Source organism: Streptomyces albus subsp. chlorinus (assembly GCF_013302895.1).
Taxonomy (GTDB): Bacteria; Actinomycetota; Actinomycetes; order Streptomycetales; family Streptomycetaceae; genus Streptomyces; species Streptomyces chlorinus.
This window is the reverse complement of sequence record NZ_VJOK01000001.1, coordinates 6,925,631-6,942,562: the sequence shown is the minus strand read 5'-3', so window position 1 is coordinate 6,942,562 and position 16,932 is coordinate 6,925,631. Positions and strand designations below refer to the sequence as shown.

15 protein-coding genes are annotated in these 16,932 nt (G+C 72.8%); 4 read left to right on the top strand and 11 right to left on the bottom strand.

What is annotated here, in order from left to right; translation table 11 throughout:
- Positions 1–253 precede the first annotated feature (253 nt).
- Entirely contained in the window at positions 254–1,237 is a 984-nt protein-coding gene (locus FM076_RS30095) for a hypothetical protein (protein ID WP_173873993.1), read from the top strand.
- 195 nt (positions 1,238–1,432) lie between these two features.
- Here FM076_RS30095 and FM076_RS30090 read toward each other — a convergent pair whose 3' ends face one another.
- Positions 1,433–2,548 carry a lactonase family protein gene (locus FM076_RS30090; RefSeq protein ID WP_173873992.1) on the bottom strand — a complete coding sequence of 372 codons (1,116 nt, stop codon included), beginning with the start codon at positions 2,546–2,548 and terminating at the stop codon, positions 1,433–1,435.
- A gap of 227 nt (positions 2,549–2,775) precedes the next feature.
- Positions 2,776–4,350, bottom strand: coding sequence for an FUSC family protein (locus FM076_RS30085; RefSeq protein WP_173873991.1), 1,575 nt, complete (start codon positions 4,348–4,350; stop codon positions 2,776–2,778).
- A 114-nt stretch (positions 4,351–4,464) separates the two neighbouring features.
- Here FM076_RS30085 and FM076_RS30080 point away from each other — a divergent pair, with 114 nt between their 5' ends.
- Entirely contained in the window at positions 4,465–5,148 is a 684-nt protein-coding gene (locus tag FM076_RS30080) for an HAD family hydrolase (protein ID WP_173873990.1), read from the top strand.
- 306 nt (positions 5,149–5,454) lie between these two features.
- On the opposite strand, the gene FM076_RS35160 is transcribed toward FM076_RS30080, so the two are convergent.
- The 3 genes from FM076_RS35160 to FM076_RS30065 form a co-directional block, all read right to left on the bottom strand.
- On the bottom strand, positions 5,455–5,757 hold the full coding sequence (locus FM076_RS35160; RefSeq protein ID WP_173873989.1) for a KGG domain-containing protein: 303 nt from the start codon (positions 5,755–5,757) through the stop codon (positions 5,455–5,457).
- A gap of 247 nt (positions 5,758–6,004) precedes the next feature.
- Complete coding sequence (locus tag FM076_RS30070; RefSeq protein ID WP_173873988.1) at positions 6,005–6,253, bottom strand: SCO4226 family nickel-binding protein; 249 nt, start codon at positions 6,251–6,253, stop codon at positions 6,005–6,007.
- Positions 6,254–6,449: 196 nt separating this feature from the next.
- A complete protein-coding gene (locus FM076_RS30065; protein ID WP_173873987.1) occupies positions 6,450–8,984 on the bottom strand; it encodes an ABC transporter permease in 2,535 nt (844 codons plus the stop codon).
- Between the two features lie 473 nt (positions 8,985–9,457).
- On the opposite strand from FM076_RS30065, the gene FM076_RS30060 reads away from it, so the two are divergent.
- Positions 9,458–10,219 carry a response regulator gene (locus FM076_RS30060; protein WP_173873986.1) on the top strand — a complete coding sequence of 254 codons (762 nt, stop codon included), beginning with the start codon at positions 9,458–9,460 and terminating at the stop codon, positions 10,217–10,219.
- 34 nt (positions 10,220–10,253) lie between these two features.
- Here FM076_RS30060 and FM076_RS30055 read toward each other — a convergent pair whose 3' ends face one another.
- Positions 10,254–11,090: a hypothetical protein gene (locus tag FM076_RS30055; protein ID WP_243274680.1), complete on the bottom strand. Its 837-nt coding sequence runs from the start codon at positions 11,088–11,090 to the stop codon at positions 10,254–10,256.
- Positions 11,091–11,219: 129 nt separating this feature from the next.
- Positions 11,220–11,678 (bottom strand): MSMEG_6728 family protein, encoded by a 459-nt coding sequence (locus FM076_RS30050; protein WP_173873985.1) that lies wholly within the window; start codon positions 11,676–11,678, stop codon positions 11,220–11,222.
- An 882-nt stretch (positions 11,679–12,560) separates the two neighbouring features.
- Between FM076_RS30050 and FM076_RS30045 the strand changes: the two genes are divergently transcribed.
- Positions 12,561–13,667 (top strand): serine hydrolase domain-containing protein, encoded by a 1,107-nt coding sequence (locus FM076_RS30045; RefSeq protein WP_173873984.1) that lies wholly within the window; start codon positions 12,561–12,563, stop codon positions 13,665–13,667.
- 101 nt (positions 13,668–13,768) lie between these two features.
- Here FM076_RS30045 and FM076_RS30040 read toward each other — a convergent pair whose 3' ends face one another.
- Genes FM076_RS30040 through FM076_RS30030 form a run of 4 tightly spaced genes read right to left on the bottom strand, consistent with a single transcriptional unit; the run spans position 13,769 to position 16,868 of the window.
- A complete protein-coding gene (locus FM076_RS30040) occupies positions 13,769–14,473 on the bottom strand; it encodes a PEP-utilizing enzyme (RefSeq protein ID WP_180217867.1) in 705 nt (234 codons plus the stop codon).
- The gene (locus tag FM076_RS34360) at positions 14,458–15,495 is read right to left on the bottom strand and encodes a hypothetical protein (RefSeq protein WP_180217866.1); all 1,038 of its coding nucleotides are present in this window, start codon (positions 15,493–15,495) and stop codon (positions 14,458–14,460) included. Before FM076_RS34360 ends, FM076_RS30040 begins: the two co-directional genes overlap by 16 nt.
- Positions 15,476–16,195 carry an HIT domain-containing protein gene (locus FM076_RS30035; RefSeq protein ID WP_173873982.1) on the bottom strand — a complete coding sequence of 240 codons (720 nt, stop codon included), beginning with the start codon at positions 16,193–16,195 and terminating at the stop codon, positions 15,476–15,478. Before FM076_RS30035 ends, FM076_RS34360 begins: the two co-directional genes overlap by 20 nt.
- A gap of 25 nt (positions 16,196–16,220) precedes the next feature.
- Positions 16,221–16,868, bottom strand: a complete 648-nt coding sequence (locus tag FM076_RS30030; protein ID WP_173873981.1) for a dTMP kinase — start codon at positions 16,866–16,868, stop codon at positions 16,221–16,223.
- Positions 16,869–16,932: the final 64 nt, after the last annotated feature.

Here is a 16,932-nt window from a genome sequence, read left to right as displayed (position 1 = left end):
ACCGGCGGCACAGGCCCCAGGTCCGCCCGCCCGCAGGCGCCGGCCCGGCGGGGTCGGGGCGGCCGGTGGACCGGGTAGGCGGCATGCGGCCCGCCCCTTGTCCACTCGTCAGCAAACGTGCCCGCATACGGGCAGGCGCGGACGGAAAGTGGCGGAAAGCCGTCACTCTACGACTCGGGTAAATCGGGACATACGCCCACCGGCGTCCCCCGGCCGAACAGCCAAGCCCATCAAGGCATTAGCATGCGGGCGCATGAGCTCCCCCACAGGACCGGACAATGGCCTGCCCGTACGAATGCCACGTCCCCGCCGGCCCGGACGACACCGCCGGCCGGAGCCCGTCGTCGCCCCTGAGGGCGCGCCGGCGCTGGTACTGGCCGTCCCCGGCGCACCCTCCGGCGCCACGCGCGCGCTCGCGGAAGAGACGCTGAGCATCGCGCGGTCGGAGCTGCCCGGTCTCGACGCGCGTGTCGGTTTCGCCGAGGGCGACGACGAGGAGTTCCCCACCATCCGCACCGCCCTCACCCAGGCGGTGGCCGACCGGGAGACGCGGCTGCGCTACGCCCGCGAGGCGGCCGCCGCCACGACGGACGAGGCGGCGGAGGAGGAGCAGGAGGGCGCGGTGGCGGCACCGGCCCGGGAGACCGAGGACGGCGGGCTGCCCGCCGTGGTCGTACCGCTGCTGGCCGGTCCGGACGCCGCGCAGCTGCGGCGTATCCGGCAGGAAGTGCTGAACAGCGGCTCGGGGGCCGAGCTGACCGACGTGCTGGGGCCCCACCCGCTGCTCGCCGAAGCCGTGCACGTCCGCCTGTCCGAGGCGGGTCTGGCGCGTGCCGACCGAGCGCGACTGTTCACTGTCGCAACGGCTGCGGACGGCATCATCCTGGCCACCGTCGGCGGTGAGGAGGCCGTGCAGGCCGCCGGTATCACCGGCATGCTGCTGGCGGCCCGGCTCGCGGTACCGGTGCTGGCCGCGGCGCTCGACGACGAGGGTGCGATGCAGAAGACCGCCGAGCAGCTGCGCACCTCCGGCTCCCGGCAACTGGCCGTCGCGCCGTGCCTGATCGGCCCGGAGATCGCCGAGGGGCTGCTGGAGGCGGCGGCCGAGGAGGCGGGCTGCCCCGCCGCCGAACCGCTGGGCGCCTACCCCGCCCTGGGCAAGCTCGTGGCCTCCACGTACGCCGCCAAGGCCGGTATCGCCCAGCCGGAGGCGCGGCAGGGCGTGCCGGTGCGCTGAGGCGCGCACACCAGGCCCCCTCGCGGCCACCGTCGTGTGCGGACGCCTCGCCCCGTCCAGCGGCGGTGAACCGCCTTCACGAACGGCATCCGCCAACGGCGCGGCCCGCACCGGGATCAGGAGCCGCCTCGGTGCGCGCCGCGCCGTTGACGCGACCGCGGTCACCCGAAGGCCGCGGTCATCCGAGGACCGCGGTCACCCGAAGACGACGCAGGAGGCGGCCGGTGCGGCCAGGGAGCCGGCCCGGTGCGGGATGCCGGTGGCGGGGTCCACGTCGAACCAGGTGACGTCGCCCGACCGTTCGTTGGCCGCGTACAGCCGGCGTCCTGAGGGGTGGACGGCCAGATCTCGCGGCCAGTGCCCGCCGCAGGGGACGGTGGTGACGCGTTCGGGCAGCTCCCCCGCCGTCAGGTCGAGAACGGTGACGCTGTCATGGCCCCGGTTGGCGGCCCAGGCGAAGCGGCCGTCGGGCGAGAGGGCGAGCGCGGAGGGATGGTTCTCGGTCTTCGCCTCCGGCGGCAGCAGACGTGTCTCCCCCAACGGCACCAGTTCGCCGGTCCCGGCGTCCCAGCGGCAGGCCGTCACGGTGGAGTCCAGCTCGTTGACCACCAAGGCCCGCCCGGCCCCTCCCGGCCGCCCCGGGGCGGGGGACGCGACGGCGAACGCCAGGTGGCGCGGGCCGGTACCGGAGCGGAGCGGCACCTCCCTGTGGAGGCGCAGGCCCGGCCCGGAGCGGGTGTCGGACCCGGTGCCGGTGCCGGTGCCGGTGCCGCGAAGGTCGTAGACCCATACCGAATCGGTGCCCAGGTCGGTCACCAGCAGCCACTGGCCGGACGGGTCCGGGACGACGGCGTGCGCGTGCGGGCCCTCCTGCCGGTCGCGCACCGGTCCCTGACCGTGGTGCTGGTGGGTGACCGCGTTGCCGCCCGGACTGCCATCCGCGCGCAGGGGCAGGGCGGTCACGCTTCCGGAGGTGTAGTTCGCGGTGTAGAGGTGGCCCCCGGCGACCGTCAGATGGGTGGGCCCGTCCGCGTCCACGGGGACGGTGCCGCCCAGTGGAACCGGATACGTCTCCCGGTCCAGGGACAGCGCCGCGACACCGCCCCGGTCGGTCTCACTGACGGCGTAGAGAACCCCTCCCCCGGGCGACAGCGCCAGGAAGGAGGGATCGGTGACCGTGGTACCTGTGTGGTGCAACGCGGTCAGCGCGCCGGTGGCGGCATCGAGTTCCGCCGTGGTGATACCGCGCCCGCCGTCAGAGGTGAACGAGCCGATGTAGGCCCGTCGTCCGCGCTCCGTACCGTCGGTCATCGCACTGCCCCTTCGCCGCTCCGTCCGGGGGCACGACGGTAACAGGTGACAGCGGTTTGGTCTGGACCAGTTGCCCTGAGTGCGGACCCCCGGTCCACGCCACGGTCAGCTGATCGACAGGCCGACCGTCAGCCGTCGCATGTCACCCATCACCCGTCCCCCGTCGCCTGTCACCCGTCAGCCGTCGCCCGGCGCCGGACCCGTCGGCCGCCGGCCATCCGGGCTGTTCAGCCGCTGGACCTGAGCGGGCTGTGCAGCGGCGTGGCGAGCTGGTGCAGGGCGTCTTCCAGCGCGTGCAGGTGGGCGAGGGCGCGGTCGCCGGGCGGCTGCGGATGCGGGCCGACGGCCCGGGAGGCGGCGGGGGCGCCTGCTGTGGCGGGCGCGGGTACCGGGGACGGTCCCGCCTCGGAGAGTCGCCGCACCGCCGCCTCGACGCGTTCGCACGCCGCCGTCAGACGGGCGTCGTGCGAGGCCACCGGGTCCGCGGCGGCCTCGGCCAGGCCACGGACCTGGCGGGCGCAGTCGTCGAGCAGCTCCAGCACCCGGCGGGCGCGGGCCTTGCGGGCGCGCAGCGGGCTGAGCGGGTGGACGAGGGGCGCGACCGAGAGCCGTACGCGCCCCAGGAGCAGTTCCAGCTCGGCGATACGGGGCTCGGGGTCCGCGCCCTCTTCGCCCGCGAGACGGCGGGCGGCGTCCCGTGCGCACGCGTGCACGCAGTGCACGGCGCGCCGTATCCACACCTCTGTCGCGGCATGCGTGGTGACGGGCAGCACCAGGGCGACACCGAGAGCGGCCCCCAGGGCGCCGACGGCCGTCTCCTCCAGGCGCAGACCGAGCAGCCCCGGGTGGAGCACGCCCAGCAGGCCGTAGAGCATGCCCACCATGAGCGTGACGAAGAACATCATCCACGAGTAGGACAGCGGGGCGGTGAAGAAGATCCCGAAGACGCAGACGGCGACGACAGCGGCCGTCGGGACGACCGCGCCGTGCGTGGGCAGCGCGACCAGCACTCCGGCGGCCAGGCCGGTGACCGTGCCGAGGACGCGGCGGAAGCCTCGGACCAGCGTCTCGCCCCGGGAGGAGGTGTTCACGAAGATCCACCAGGCGGCGCCGACGGCCCAGTACCACCGGTCGAGCGAGAGCGCCTGCCCGGCGGCGAGGGCGAAACCGCAGGCGAAGAGGGCTTGGAACGCCTGCCGGGTGGTGGGGTGGCGCAGCCCCCTGCCGCCCACCGGTGCGAGCGCGGGCTGCGGTCCCGCGCCGCGTTCGAGGGGCCACAGGACGAACCGGGTGAGCGCGGCGGCGGCGAGGGCGAGGAGGCCCGCGGCGAAGGTCTGCGGGAGCTGGGCGGGGCCGGTGTGCAGGAACTGCGCGGCGAAGAACTCCATGAAGGCGAAGATCCCGAGCGCGTTGCCGCGCGGCCCCCAGCGGCGTGCGTAGACCCCACCGAAGACGACGGCGAGGAAGGCGGCGTCCCGGGCGAGCGGCAGCCCGTGCAGCACGGCGGCCAGCGTCAGGACGGGGAAGCCGGCGACCGGGAACAGCGCCGTGGTGACGGCCTGCCCTCGTACAGTGCCGTCCGCGACGGTGAAGAGCGCGAGCAGCGCCACGAGCCCGCCCGCGACAGTGGCCGGCAGCGGCAGACCACTGAGCGCGCAGACGGTGACCGCGAGTCCGATACCGATGACGGCACGCGACGAGACGCGCGCCCGGAGGGAGCGTTGTGGACCGAGTGCCGCGACGGTGCGACGGAGGACATGTGCTGGGGTCCTTCCCCCGGGCTGCCGAAGCGACTTCTCCAAAACCCCTCCAATCCGGGCCGGCCTGGCTGGCCGTGTGTCCACATGCTGGTACGAAGAGGAAAGCACCCCTTCCCACCTGCGACCAAATCGCACGCCTTTGGCATGCTGGAACGCATGATCCCTCCCGCCACAGGGCCCGCGGTCGTCTTCGACCTGGACGGCACCCTCGTCGACAGCGAGCCGCACTACTACGAGGCAGGCAGGCGCCTGCTGGCCGCGCACGGCGTCGGCGGCTTCACCTGGGAGGAGCACGAGGGGTTCATCGGGATCGGCACCCGCGAGACCCTGGAGACGCTGCGCGACCGCTACGGGATCGAGACCCCCGTCGACGAACTGCTGGCGGAGAAGAACCGTCTGTACCTGGAGCTGGCGCGCTCCGGTACGGAGGTGTTCCCCGAGATGCGCAAGCTGGTCGAACTGCTGCACGCCGCCGGGTGTCCCCTGGCTGTCGCCTCCGGATCGTCCCGCGCCGCCATCGACGCGGTCCTCGGAGCGACCTGCCTGGATGCGCTCCTGCCGCTTCGAGTGTCGGCGGAGGAGGTGGCGCACGGCAAGCCGGAGCCCGATGTCTTCGTGGAGGCCGCTCGCCGCCTGGGCGTCTCCCCCGGCGCCTGCGCCGCGATCGAGGACTCCCCTCCCGGCGCCGAGGCGGCGCGCCGCGCGGGAATGCGCTGCGTAGCCGTCCCCTATGTTCCGGCCACCGCCACCGACCCGGCCTTCGCCGACGCGGACCTGCTGTTTCCCGGAGGGCAGCGGGAATTCGACGCGCAGAAGGTCTTCGACTGGATCGTCGCCTAGCCCGCCGCCATACGGCGCCATGCGGCACCATGCGCGTACGCCGCCACGCACCCCTGTGCCCGTGTTCAGCGATCCGCGCCCCGGCTCGCTCCCCCTCACGCCCCGCGCGCCTCACGCCCGCCCGCGCACGCGCCCTGCGGCCCGAGGCCGCGCCCTGCGAGCCGGCCGCTTCGCGGGCGTCCGGATTCTCCGGGTTCACGGCCCTGTGGCCATGCAGAGAAGACCGGTGGGCCGTTCGCTGTGGCGAACGGCCCACCGGCCCCAGGAGATGAGGCGGGTCACTCGGCCCCGCTCTCGCGGAGCGGCTCAGCTGTTGCCGCCCTGACCGCCGCCGCTGGCCTGGCCGCCCTTCTGGCCGGCCTCGGACGCGCGCTCGCGGTCGTTGGCGAAGTTGCCACCGCTCTGGTGGCCGCCCTTCTGGCCCGCCTCCGAAGCGCGCTGCGGGTCATTCGCGAAGTTGCCGCCGCTCTCGTGGCCACCCTTCTGGCCCGCCTCCGAAGCGCGCTGCGGGTCATTCGCGAAGTTGCCGCCGCTCTCGTGGCCACCCTTCTGGCCGGCCTCCGAAGCGCGCTGGCGGTCGTTCGCGAAGTTGCCCTGGTTCTCGGCCATGACGATTCCCTCCTCGTCTGGTGTGGGACTCGATCTCTGTCTGGCGCGGCGGGTACCCGACGCGCAGGGATCAAACAACCGCGAATCCATGGATTTCCGCTGTTGTCACAGAGCGCGGAGAATGCCTGGTCGACCGGGGTGCGGAGCAACGCGTCCGGTGGCCTTCGGGCCACCGGACGCTCAGGGGCAGCGCTCGGGCGAGGCGGGGAGGGAGCCGCCGGAGGGAGCGGTGCCCCCGCGCGGTTATTCACGTCGATATCGGCAGCGGGTGGATCTCCTGCGCGGGGTGCCCGGCGCGCTCGTGGATACGGAGCACCGCCTCGGCGGACGGTCCCTCGGACAGGCAGTACACCGTCCCGGACTCCGGATCGGCCCACGCGTGCTGGAAGTGCACACCCTCTTCCGCCTCGATGGCCTCGTCGGCCCTGTGCGCCTCCATGAACTGCTCGGGTGTGATCCCGACCATGCCGCGATGAACGTCCATGAACTGGGTCATCGCTCCGTGCCTCCGCTCGGTTTCGGCTCTTCCGTCCCTTCCATGCTCCGCCGGTGGGCCGTGATCTTCCAGCGCACAGCACACCGTCGCGCCCGGGTGCGCCCGGGGTTGCGCCCGTCGTTCCGTCGCCCGGCGTGCAGGTGCGCGCACACGCGGGAACAGTCCCTGGACACTGGCACGAGCGGCTCTCCCCCGGCTACTCCGTGTCCGTCTGGACCGCGCGGAGAAGAGGGACGCGGGCGGCCTGGCGGCCTGGCCACAGGGCGGCCAGCACGCCGATGACAGCGGCGACACCGATGAACAGGCCGAGGCGGGGCCAGGGCAGGACGACGGGGACGCCGCTCTGGCCCGCGAGGGCGACCGCACCGAGGATGGTGCCCGTGACCACTCCGAGCGCGGCCCCGAGGAGGGAGAGGAGGAGGGACTCCAGCCGCAGGACCGCGGCGACCCGGGCGCGGTCGAGGCCGAGGGCGCGCAGGATGCCGATCTCCCTGACCCTTTCGAACACGGCCATGGCCATGGTGTTGACGACTCCGAGGGCGCCGATCAGCACGGCGAGACTGAGCATCGCGTAGGTGAGGCCGAGGAACGCCTTCAGCGGGCGTGCGGCCTCGCGTCCGGCGTCGGCCCGGTCCTGGACGAGGAGTGCGGGGTTGTCCAGCGTCCTGCGGATCTCCCGTTTGAGGGCGGCCGTGCGTCCGGGGGCCGCCTTGACGAGCACCGTGTCGGTGCGCGGTGCGTCCGGGAGCGTACCGGCGTGCCGGGGAAGGGCGTCGCGGGGCATGAGGACGGGCGTGAGGGCGCCGGGCCCGTCGTACAGCGCGACGACCGGGAGGCTGAGCCGGGAGCCGGTGCCCTCGACGGTTCCCGCGACCCGGGAGCCGAGGTGCCAGCCGTGGTTCCGCGCCTCCCGGCGGGTGACGGCGACACCCCGCGTGAGGTCTCCGAGCGATCCCTCGGTGACGTTCAGATCTGCGACACGTGCGACCGTGCGGGGGTCGACAGCCGTCGCGGCGAGGTAACCGCCACCGCGGAGCGCCACGGAAACGGGGGCGGTGGAGGTGACGGCGGCGGCGTCGGGGAGCCGGCTGATGCGCGCGGCGGTGCCGTCGGCGAGATCCGCGAAGTCGACGGGTGCCACCCGCAGGTCCGCGGCCATGGTGCTCTCGGCACTCGCCGCGGTGCTCCGGCCCAGGGAGCCGACCGCGACGGTCGCCGCGCTGATCAGCGCCAGACCGATCATGAGGGGCGCCGCCGTGGCCGCCGCGCGCCGTGGGTTGCGGCGGGCGTTCTCGACGGCGAGCGTGCCGTGGAGCCCGGTGAGGCGCACCAGCGGCCGGCGGACCAGCGCGGTCAGACCGAGGGTGAGCCACGGCAGGAGCACGATCAGTCCTGTCATCAACACTCCTGCCGCGAGGGTGAGCAGGCCAGGATCGTCCTGACCGGCTGTCATGGCGACGAGGAGCGCGCCCAGCACGGTGACCGCCGCGCCCGCGGTGTTGCGGCGCCGCAACGAGGCGGGGGCGGCGGGCTCGTGGGTGCGCAGTGCCGCGACCGGCGGTACGGAACCGGCCCGTCGGGCCGGTATGTACGCGGACAGCACGGTGATCACGACGCCGACCCCGAAGGCGGCGGCGAGCGGCAGGGGCGAGAGGATGCGCAGCGGCGGCGGGGGCCCGTCCGTGGCACCGAACAGCCGGCCGAGTCCGGCCGCCACGCCGACGCCGAGGAGGTGGCCGAGTGCGGCGGCGACGGCTCCCACCAGCGCCGCCTCGGTCAGGACCAGACGTGTCACGTACCGGCGTGAGGCGCCGATGGCCCGCAGCAGGGCGTGCTCGCGGGCGCGGGCCGCGCTGAGCATGGTGAAGGTGTTGACGACGAGGAAGGTGCCGACCAGCAGCGCGACCGCTCCGAAACTCAGCAGCAGGGAGGCGAGTTTGCCGCCGTCGTCCCCCCGCGCCCGCGAGGTTTCCCGTTCCAGGGCCTCCCGGGTGTCGGCGCGCACGCCGGGCGGCAGCGCGGCGCGGACCTGCTGGGCGAGCCGTTCGTCGGTGACCCCGTGCCGCGCGGTGAGGGTGAGGGAGGTGTACGCGTCGGCGCCAGGGGCGAAGTACCTTCGCGCGGTCGCGGTGTCGAAGACGGTCAGCGTGCCGCCCCGGACGATCCGGGGGTCGTGGGCGGTCACGATGCCGACGAGCCGCTCGGTCCGGGTCTTGCCCCGCGCGACGATCCGGACCCGGCCCCCGAGGTGGTATCCCGCACGTCGGGCGGTGCCGGCGTCGAGTGCGATCTCACCCGCGCTCCTCGGGGGTCGCCCACGGGTGAGCGGATGGCGCGGGTCCCTTCCGCCCGGACCGGCCGCGAAGTTGACGCCTCCGGCGGCGCCGCGCGGGCCGATCAGCTCTCCGTCCGGCCCGACGACGAAGGCGGTGCCCTCCGCCCGCCCGCGGGCCGCCTCGGCACCGGGGAGCGCCCGCAGGCGCCCCAGCAGACCGTCGTCGAGCCGGGGCGCCGACCCGGACGGGGATGTCCCGGCGCCGTCCGGGTCGGCTCGGACCACGACCGAGGCGTCGGGGAGGGAGGCGCTCCCGGCCTCCTTGAGGGCGGTGCGGACGGACTCGGTGTAGAGGAGCGAGCCGGACACGAAGGCCACCCCGAGAGTGACGGCTACGGCGCAGAGGAGGAAGCGGCGTGAGTGGGCACGGACGGAGCGCAGTGCGGTGCGCAGCATCGAGGGACTCCGGGAACGCGAGGCGGTGGATCAGGCTTCGGAGAGAAGGCGCGTACGGTCCGGTGGGAGGCCGCCTCCCGTGGACGCCGTACCGGGCTTTCCCGCTGTTCCCGGGCGCGGACCGAACGCCTCCGTATCCGCGCCGGGTACGGGATCGGGGGCCGGCGCCGCAGTTCGTTCAGGTACGGACACCGGTACCGACGTCTGTCGGAGGATCTGGCTCATTCCCGTGCGCTCCCGTGGTCGACTGCGGCGGTCTCCCGATCGTGCGGCGGGGCGCGGGTCCGGCGGATCAGCCGGACGGCCGAAACGGTGACGGCGCTACGGGTCGGCCGAACGGTTGAGGCCGCCTACCGCGTCGCGCCGTAACGTGAGGCGGCGGTCCACGCCTTCCGGGGCGGCCGAGAGGTCACGGCGTGTTTTCCCCTCCGTGCGGCGGACGGCGGGGACCGGTGCCCTGCGAGCATGGGCGCATGACGATCCGTGTGCTCCTCGCCGACGACCAGGAGATGATCCGCTCGGCCTTCCGCATGATCCTCGCCTCGCAGCCCGACATCGAGGTCGTCGCGGAGGCCGCCGACGGCGCCACCGCGGTCCGGCTCGCACGTGAGCACCGCCCGGACGTGTGCCTCCTCGACATCCGCATGCCGGAGCTGGACGGGCTGGAGGCCACCCGTCTGCTGGCCGGACCGGAGGTGTCCGATCCGCTCAACGTCCTGATCGCCACCACCTTCGACCTCGACGCGTACGTGTACCGCGCGCTGCGCGACGGGGCCCGCGGCTTCCTCCTCAAGGACGGTTCCCCGGCGCTCCTCACCGAGGCCGTACGCGCCGCCGCCGTCGGCGACTCCCTCATCTCCCCCGCCGTCACGGTGCGGCTGCTGCGCCACATGACGGCGAGCGGACAGAGCACGTCCGGTGCCGGTCCGGCGGAGACGGCGGCGGCACGGTTCCCGCGCAGGGGCCGGCCCGCGCAGCCGGAGCCGCCCGCCCGGACCGCCCGGACCGCCGGTTCGTCGCCGGCCGAGCCGCTGACCGAGCGCGAACTCGACGTGGTGCGCCTCGTCGCACGCGGACGCACCAACGAGGAGATCGCGGCCGAGCTGTACGTCACCCTCTCCACCGTCAAGACACATCTGGGCAACGCGCAGCGGAAGCTGTCCACCCGCAACCGCGTCGAGATCGCCGCCTGGGCCTGGCAGAACGGCATCTGTGCCGAGGGCGCCGAGGGGTGAGTCACCGGCGCCGTGGGGCACAGCGGCCGGCGTGTCAGTCCTCGGTGGGCCGTACGGTGCTCATGATCTTCTCGATCTCGGCCTCTGTCAGCGCGTTCGGGGCTCCCTGGTCCGCGTAGATCACCCACCCGTGCATGGTGCCGTCGGGGAGCTTCTGCGCGATGCTGTGCACGACGGCCTCGGGCGGGACGCAGGAACCGGGGCGGTTCGTGACCGTGACCTTGGCGGTCGCGGTGTACCCCTCGATGCCGCCGTGCTTCCACGGCTTGGCCGCACCGACCTTGATCTTCGGCTTGTGGTCCTCACCGCCGTAGGCGGCGAAGCCCCAGTTGCCCGCCCAGTTCCGCGCGTTCTCCTGGAGCGAGCCGTCCGTGCCGCCGCCCGTGGTGCCGACGGTGGCGAGCTGGCCCTTGCCCGCCTCACCGACCGCCTTCGGGTTGGGGCTCGACGGGCAGCCGCCCTCGCGGTAGTTGGCCGTTCCGGTCATGACGACGATCGGCTTGCCGTCCTCACCCGTGTAGGAGAGGGCGGTGTCCTCGCCGAGCACCTTCCACTTCTTGGCCTTGCCGGGCACGTCGTAACGGAAGTGGTGCTTGTGCGACGTCTGCGTCTGCCATCCCGCGACCACCGGCTGGTCGCCCGACGGGTCCGCCGGGGCGGAGGACTTGGACGACCCGTCCGAGGGTGCCTTCGACTCCGCGGTGTCGGCCGCCTTGTCCTTGCCCTCGCCGGTGTCGTCGTTGCACCCGCTCAGAGCGACGACGATGCCGATACCGATGGCGGCGACGAGGGCGGTCCTCTTCCGGTGGGACGGTGTCCGGGCCGGCTGCCGGTGCTGGGCGAAGCGTTCGAGCATCTTTGACTGAGACATGATCGACACCCTAGGTGAACTGCGCTTTCGCCCCTTCACCAGGTGGCCGACCGCAGCGAGACGGATACCTGCTCGTGACACGGTGACCCGTGCGGCGCCCCGGCCGCCGGCAGCGCGCTTCGCTCCGGCTCACCTCTGCGGCGCGCGGTCCGACGTGGGCCACACGTAGGGAAGCCCTTCGGGGACGTCGGGAAAGTGCCTGCGGTAGAAGGCGGGATCCTTGGTGACCAGGGCGGACTGGTGGCTGCGGTGGAAAGCCGGGTCACCGAGCCAGTTGGGGAGGTCGCCGGCTGCCGAGAGTTCCGGGTAGTCGCGGGGCCGGGCGGCGAAGTCCGCGGCCAGGGTCGCCGCACAGGTGTCCGCCCGGCCGCCCTCGGTCCAGGCGTGGCACATCTCCAGGCCGTACCGGACCAGGGCCTCCTCGTACCCGGCCCACATCCGTACGGCCGGGTGGTGCCGCCAGCCGTAGCCCGGGACGATCAGGCCGCGCAGCACCTGGATGACTTCCACCCGCTGCTTGCCCAGCCTGCGCGTGTCCAGGACGGCGGCGCAGGCGGCGAAGTCCGGGTAGGGAAGGAACGTCTGCATACCCCCTGTCTAGCCCTTCCCCGGGCGCATGCCTCTCATCCGCCGCCCGGGGAGCGGGCGCGTCGGCCGCGGTGGGCGCCCGGCCGGCCAGTCGGCGGAGACCGACCGGTCGGTTCGCGACCAGGTGGCACAGCCGGGCCTTTCGCTCCTGCTTGCGGCGAAGGGAGTTTCACCACCGGGGTGACGGAATACCGCCTTGGGGTATATGGCTCTGCTCAACGTCCTGGGTAGGCAGTGAGCGTGACGACCCCTGCGCTCGGGTGCGACCGCGGTGCGGTCGTCCAGGCGCTGCCGCCGGCCACCGAGGTGGCACATCTGCGTGCCGATCGGCCTGCTCCAGGCCGGCTCCGCGGCGTTCACGCCGACGTTCCGGGCCGTCATCCCCGGCATCGTCACCGGCGAGACCGCCTGCACACGTGTGCCGGAGTCCTCGCCGGCGCCACGGCCGCCGCGGGGAGGCTCATCGCGTCCGGCCGGCCTGGCTGCTCACCTGTCCGGTGGCGGGGTGGCTCGGCACGAACGCCGGCTTCAGCGTGGCCTGGTCCCTCCTCCTCGCGGTCCTCGCCGGAACGGGAGCCGTCGGTGCCTCCCTCCTGTGGCCGCGCCACGACGGGCGAGGAGCCACGACCCACCCCGTGGCACCCGCCGGGGACGCGTCCAGCACGGACCGGTCCACCCTGTCCGAGGCCGCGTGAACCGCTGCGGCCTTCCCGTACAGGAGCGGAACCGGAGTTGCCGCCAGTGCCCACCCGACCGCACTGGACGTACTACCCCCTGGGGGTATGTTAGATTTCGCCCGCGAAACCGCTCGCCGCACACACGGCGCTCGAACAGTCCCAGTCCCGGGTCCCGCCCGGAAAGGCAGACGGAAGAGGCACCAGGATGGCCACGGAAACGACGATCGCGGGCTTCGCCACGGAGGAATTCAGCGCCGTACGGGCGGTGTTCCAGTCATTGGTCGGGACCGGGGAGGAGACGGGAGCGGCCGTATCCGTATGGCGGGACGGGCGCGAGGTCGTCCACCTGCGCGGCGGCTGGGCGGACACCGGGCGGCGCCGGCGCTGGCAAGCGGACACTCTCGTCCAGCCGTACTCGCTCTCCAAGCCTTTCGCCGCGCTGGCCGCCCTCACCGCGGTCCGGGACGGCGCAGTGGGCCTGGACGAACCGGTCGCCTCGTACTGGACCGCGTACGGACGCCGGGGCAAGGAGCGGACCACCCTGCGGCACATCCTCACCCACCAGGCCGGCCAGCCCCGCTTCCCCGCCGAGGCCGCGGGCCTCGACCTGCTGGACGACGCCGGGCTCCGCGACAGTCTGGCCGCGGCGGCGCCCGAGCACCCGCCGGGCACCGGCCTGGGCGAACACGCGATGACCTACGGCCACCTGATCGACGGTGTGCTGCGCGCCGCCGCGGGCACGACGTTGGGCGAGCGCTTCAACCACGTGGTACGGCCCGCCCTCGGCCTGGACGCGTGGTTCGGTGTACCGGGCCACGCGCTCGCCCGCGCCGCGGACCTCGAACACGCCGACCCCGCCTGGGCGCGCCAACTGCCCTCCGCACCATGGCTGGCGACACCGCCCGGCGTCCTGGACCCGGCGAGGATGAACTCTACGGAGTGGCGGCGGGCGGTCTTCGGCGCCGTCAATCTGCATGCGACCGCCACCTCGGTCGCCGCGTTCTTCTCCCGGCTGACCGACCCCGACGGTCCCGTGCGCGCTCTGCTCGGGCCGGAGCTGCACGCCACGTACCTCGCCTCACAGGTCACCGGCCACGACGAGGTGTTCGGGACGACGGTCACCTGGACCCCCGGGTTCGTGCGCGACCGCGTGAAGATAGCCAAGGGCGGTATCGGCGGCTCGGCTGCCTGGTGGTCGATCCGGCACGGTCACGGCGTCGCCTACCTGACCCGCCGCCTCGGTGACCACTCCCGCGCCGCCCGGATCGCCGCCGCCCTCGGTGACGACCTGACGGTGATGGGCGAAGCATGAGGCGCCGGACAGTTCCGTTCACCGGCGCGGAGAGCCGGCTCCGTTCTCCTGGTGAGCGCACCGTCCGAGCACCCCGTCCGAGCGCCGCGGCTCGCTCCCGTTCAGCGCGGTGCGGGATAAGGGCGCCACGGTCGGCCGACCAGCCGGCGCAGCCCGCCCCTCGGGTCCTCGTCGTCTCCGGGGCGTCTGGGCAGTATGTGCCAGTGCAGATGCTCGATGGTCTGTCCCGCGGCGGCTCCGACATTCATGGCGAGGTTGAGGTCGGCCGAACCGGTCTCGGCCGTGAGCCGGCCGCGCAGGCGGGCCACAAGGCCACCCAGCTCGCTCCAGTGGGCGGAGAGGAGTTCGGAGGGGTCGGTCAGGTGGTCGCGAGGAACGAGCAGCAGATGCGAGCGCACAACGGGGAACATGTCCTCCACCACTCGCAGCAGCGGTCCGCCGTCGAGTTCGGGGAGTTCAGCGGTGCAGAACGGACAGCCCTCGTCCGGCACCGCCTTGAGTACGCGGCACCGCTCGGTGTCGACGAACAGGTGGTCGCCGGGCTCCAGTTGTCGGGTCGCTCCGGCCGCGTCGACGAGCGCGGGAATTCCCAGCTCGCGGGCGGTGATCGCGGCATGCGAGGTGATGCCGCCCGCCTCCAGGACCATCGCCGCGCAGTCGAACAGATCAGGTACTTGCGCCGGCGAGAGTGACGAGGCGACCAGCACCGCGCTGCCGTCGGCCGGTTCGCCGGGACGGCAGACCCGTCCTTCGGCGAACCCGGGGTGGACGCACTTACCGGTGATGCCGGTCAGGTGCCAGCGCACAGGAACTCCTCCCATCGACGTACGTGAAGCGTCAGGGCGTCCAGGTACTGGTCGGTCAAGGTCGGCCGGTCGGCCCTGAACGGAAGGCCCAGACGGTGCTCGACCAAGGAGCGCCATCCCTGGTGGGGAACTCCGGCGCGCCCGGCGGCGGCTCGCACCTCGGAGAGAAAGAAGTCGGCCAGCAGCCGGTTGCCCTCCCGCCGGCCGCCATGGCCCTCTGCGTACGGGCCACGGAGCAGCTGTCGGATTCCTTGCGTCACTGCCGTGCACTCCGTCCCATCGAGCGGGCACGAGTCACCGGTGCGGTAGACGACCGCCCGGATCGCCGCGTCTCTGGGCGGCGGCAGGACGTTCTCGCCGCGGAAGGCGTCGTACGACGGACGGCCGGCCCCGGCCAGGTCGTACTCCACGGCCACGTGCAGGGGGCGCCCGCCGTAGGCGCGGGGAAGGTTTCCGAAACAGCGCGTGTACCACAATGACGTCCCGGTCGTGCGCGGAGGCAGGCCGATGAACCCCTGGTCGTGCTGGCCGAGCCATCGCACGTCCGCGTACTGCCTGAGCACGGTGGCCAGGCGAAGCGCGGCGTCGATGTCGGTACCGGCGCATGCGGCGAGGTCGATGTCGTCCGCCCCCACGCAGAAGCACGCCGGGGTATCGAAGAGCCGGACCGCGCGCTGCGCGATGACGTCGGCGCAGTCGACAGCCGCGTCGAACTCGGTTTCGTCCGTGCCGGCCAGCAGCACGTGGAGATACCGGTAGCAACGGAGCGACGTGCCCAGGACCGGGTCGTCGGCCGACAGGGGACGGCGCTCGTGGATCTCCCTCCACGCGCGTGACACCGTCGGCGCCAGGGCGAAGAGCACCCGGTAGATGTTGTGCACGGAGAACGGATAGTCCGCCCGCCGTTCCCGGTCGGAGATCCGCTGCCGGAAGGCGTCGTTCAGCAGGGACGCGGGCAGGGTGGCCAGGTAGCGCTCAAGGGCCGCGTGCCTGGTCCCGCTCTCACCGGAGGGGGGCGTCACGGAACCGTTCCATGGTGACGCGTATGTGGTCGGTGCCGGGGAACACCGCCCAGTCCCATTCGTCCGGACGGCCCAGCTGGGCCACGAGGATCCGGCGCACGTACTGGGAGAGCGCGTGCGGCGCATCGCACATCCACGCCCTGCCGGACCGCGTACGCAGCCACAGGTAGGCCCGCTGCCTGCGCCGCACCTGATCGCGTGCCGGTGCTGTCAGGCCCTCCACGGGACGCAGCGCGAACTCCTTCCGCAGCTCCGAGGAGAGATCCACTTCCGTCGCCGCCGGGAAGACATGGATGTGGGCGTGGTCGGTGCAGGACCCGCCCCGGTTCCGGAACGATTCCGCGCCGTGCTCGAACGCTGTGACCGGCCGGCCGAACTGGGTTGTGAGGTAGCCCTCAAGACGCGTGAAAAGGTCGTCGAACTCGGCGTCGTGGTCCTCGTCGAGGTGGCCGGCGGAAAGGACGTGCGCCTTGGGGACGATGAGCACATAGCCGGGGCATACGGCGCCGACGCCGGGGATGACGACGAAGCGCTCGGTTTCGTGCAGGACGAAATCCGCTGGAGGGACATCGTCCAGCAGTGTCGCGAGGAGATTGTGCTCGGGCCTGCGATGGATTTCCGCGCAGAACGAGCAGATTTCCCGGTAGTCCTCGGGGTCGACGTCGAATTCTTCGATCGTGTCGCTGGCCTGTGTCTCCAAGAGTCCCCTCCTCGGCCGCGTGGGCTCATCGATCGGTCAGAAAGCCGTCCACCAGCGCCGCGACCTCGTCCGCCACTTCCTCGGCGGTACGCTCTCCCGTGGCGACGACCCTCCAGCCCGCTCGCTCCGCGAGCGACAGCAATGTGGTGCGTACGACGGCCTGGTACCCGACGAAATCGTCTTCCGCGGACGCGAGCGAACCCCGCTCCAGCACCGTCGTGGATTCCTTGCGCGCGGAAGCCGTCCGGGGCTCCACGTCCAGGAGGACGACCAGATCCGGCTGGCGTACCAGCCGGAGCGCGCCGAGGACGTCTTCCAGACCGAGATCGCCGTTCGTGACCACCCGCGCGACGAACTTGTTGATCCAGCTGTCGGTGACGACGACACCGTGTTCTTCGCCGGTCGCGACAGCCTGCCGGAGACCGGCGAAATACGCGGCGTTCAGATACACCCAGTGGGCGCTGCCGAGCGAGGCGATCCTGGAGTCGTGGGGAACGCCCCAGAGGCGCTCGGCGAGCGCCGTCAGTTGTTCTTCGGCGAACGCGGGCTCCACCACCGGTGAACGCTTGAGCAGCGCCCTCGCTTTGTGACCTTTCTCGACGAGCCTGGTGACGAGCAAAGGAACGGCCGTGGTCTTTCCGGCGCCGTCGATTCCCTCGAACGCGATCAACATCTGATGGCCCCCGCTGCCGCCGGGTCACGACCTCGGATCAAGATTCCTCACAGTACTCCCCGGC

Coding starts and splice junctions, on each gene's coding strand:
- FM076_RS30060 (WP_173873986.1), top strand. CDS start 9,458: ATGACGATCCGTGTGCTCCTCGCCGACGACCAGGAGATGATCCGCTCG.
- FM076_RS30095 (WP_173873993.1), top strand. CDS start 254: ATGAGCTCCCCCACAGGACCGGACAATGGCCTGCCCGTACGAATGCCA.
- FM076_RS30050 (WP_173873985.1), bottom strand. CDS start 11,678: ATGCAGACGTTCCTTCCCTACCCGGACTTCGCCGCCTGCGCCGCCGTC.
- FM076_RS35160 (WP_173873989.1), bottom strand. CDS start 5,757: ATGGCCGAGAACCAGGGCAACTTCGCGAACGACCGCCAGCGCGCTTCG.
- FM076_RS30055 (WP_243274680.1), bottom strand. CDS start 11,090: ATGTCTCAGTCAAAGATGCTCGAACGCTTCGCCCAGCACCGGCAGCCG.
- FM076_RS30065 (WP_173873987.1), bottom strand. CDS start 8,984: ATGCTGCGCACCGCACTGCGCTCCGTCCGTGCCCACTCACGCCGCTTC.
- FM076_RS30090 (WP_173873992.1), bottom strand. CDS start 2,548: ATGACCGACGGTACGGAGCGCGGACGACGGGCCTACATCGGCTCGTTC.
- FM076_RS30045 (WP_173873984.1), top strand. CDS start 12,561: ATGGCCACGGAAACGACGATCGCGGGCTTCGCCACGGAGGAATTCAGC.
- FM076_RS30030 (WP_173873981.1), bottom strand. CDS start 16,868: ATGTTGATCGCGTTCGAGGGAATCGACGGCGCCGGAAAGACCACGGCC.
- FM076_RS30070 (WP_173873988.1), bottom strand. CDS start 6,253: ATGACCCAGTTCATGGACGTTCATCGCGGCATGGTCGGGATCACACCC.
- FM076_RS30080 (WP_173873990.1), top strand. CDS start 4,465: ATGATCCCTCCCGCCACAGGGCCCGCGGTCGTCTTCGACCTGGACGGC.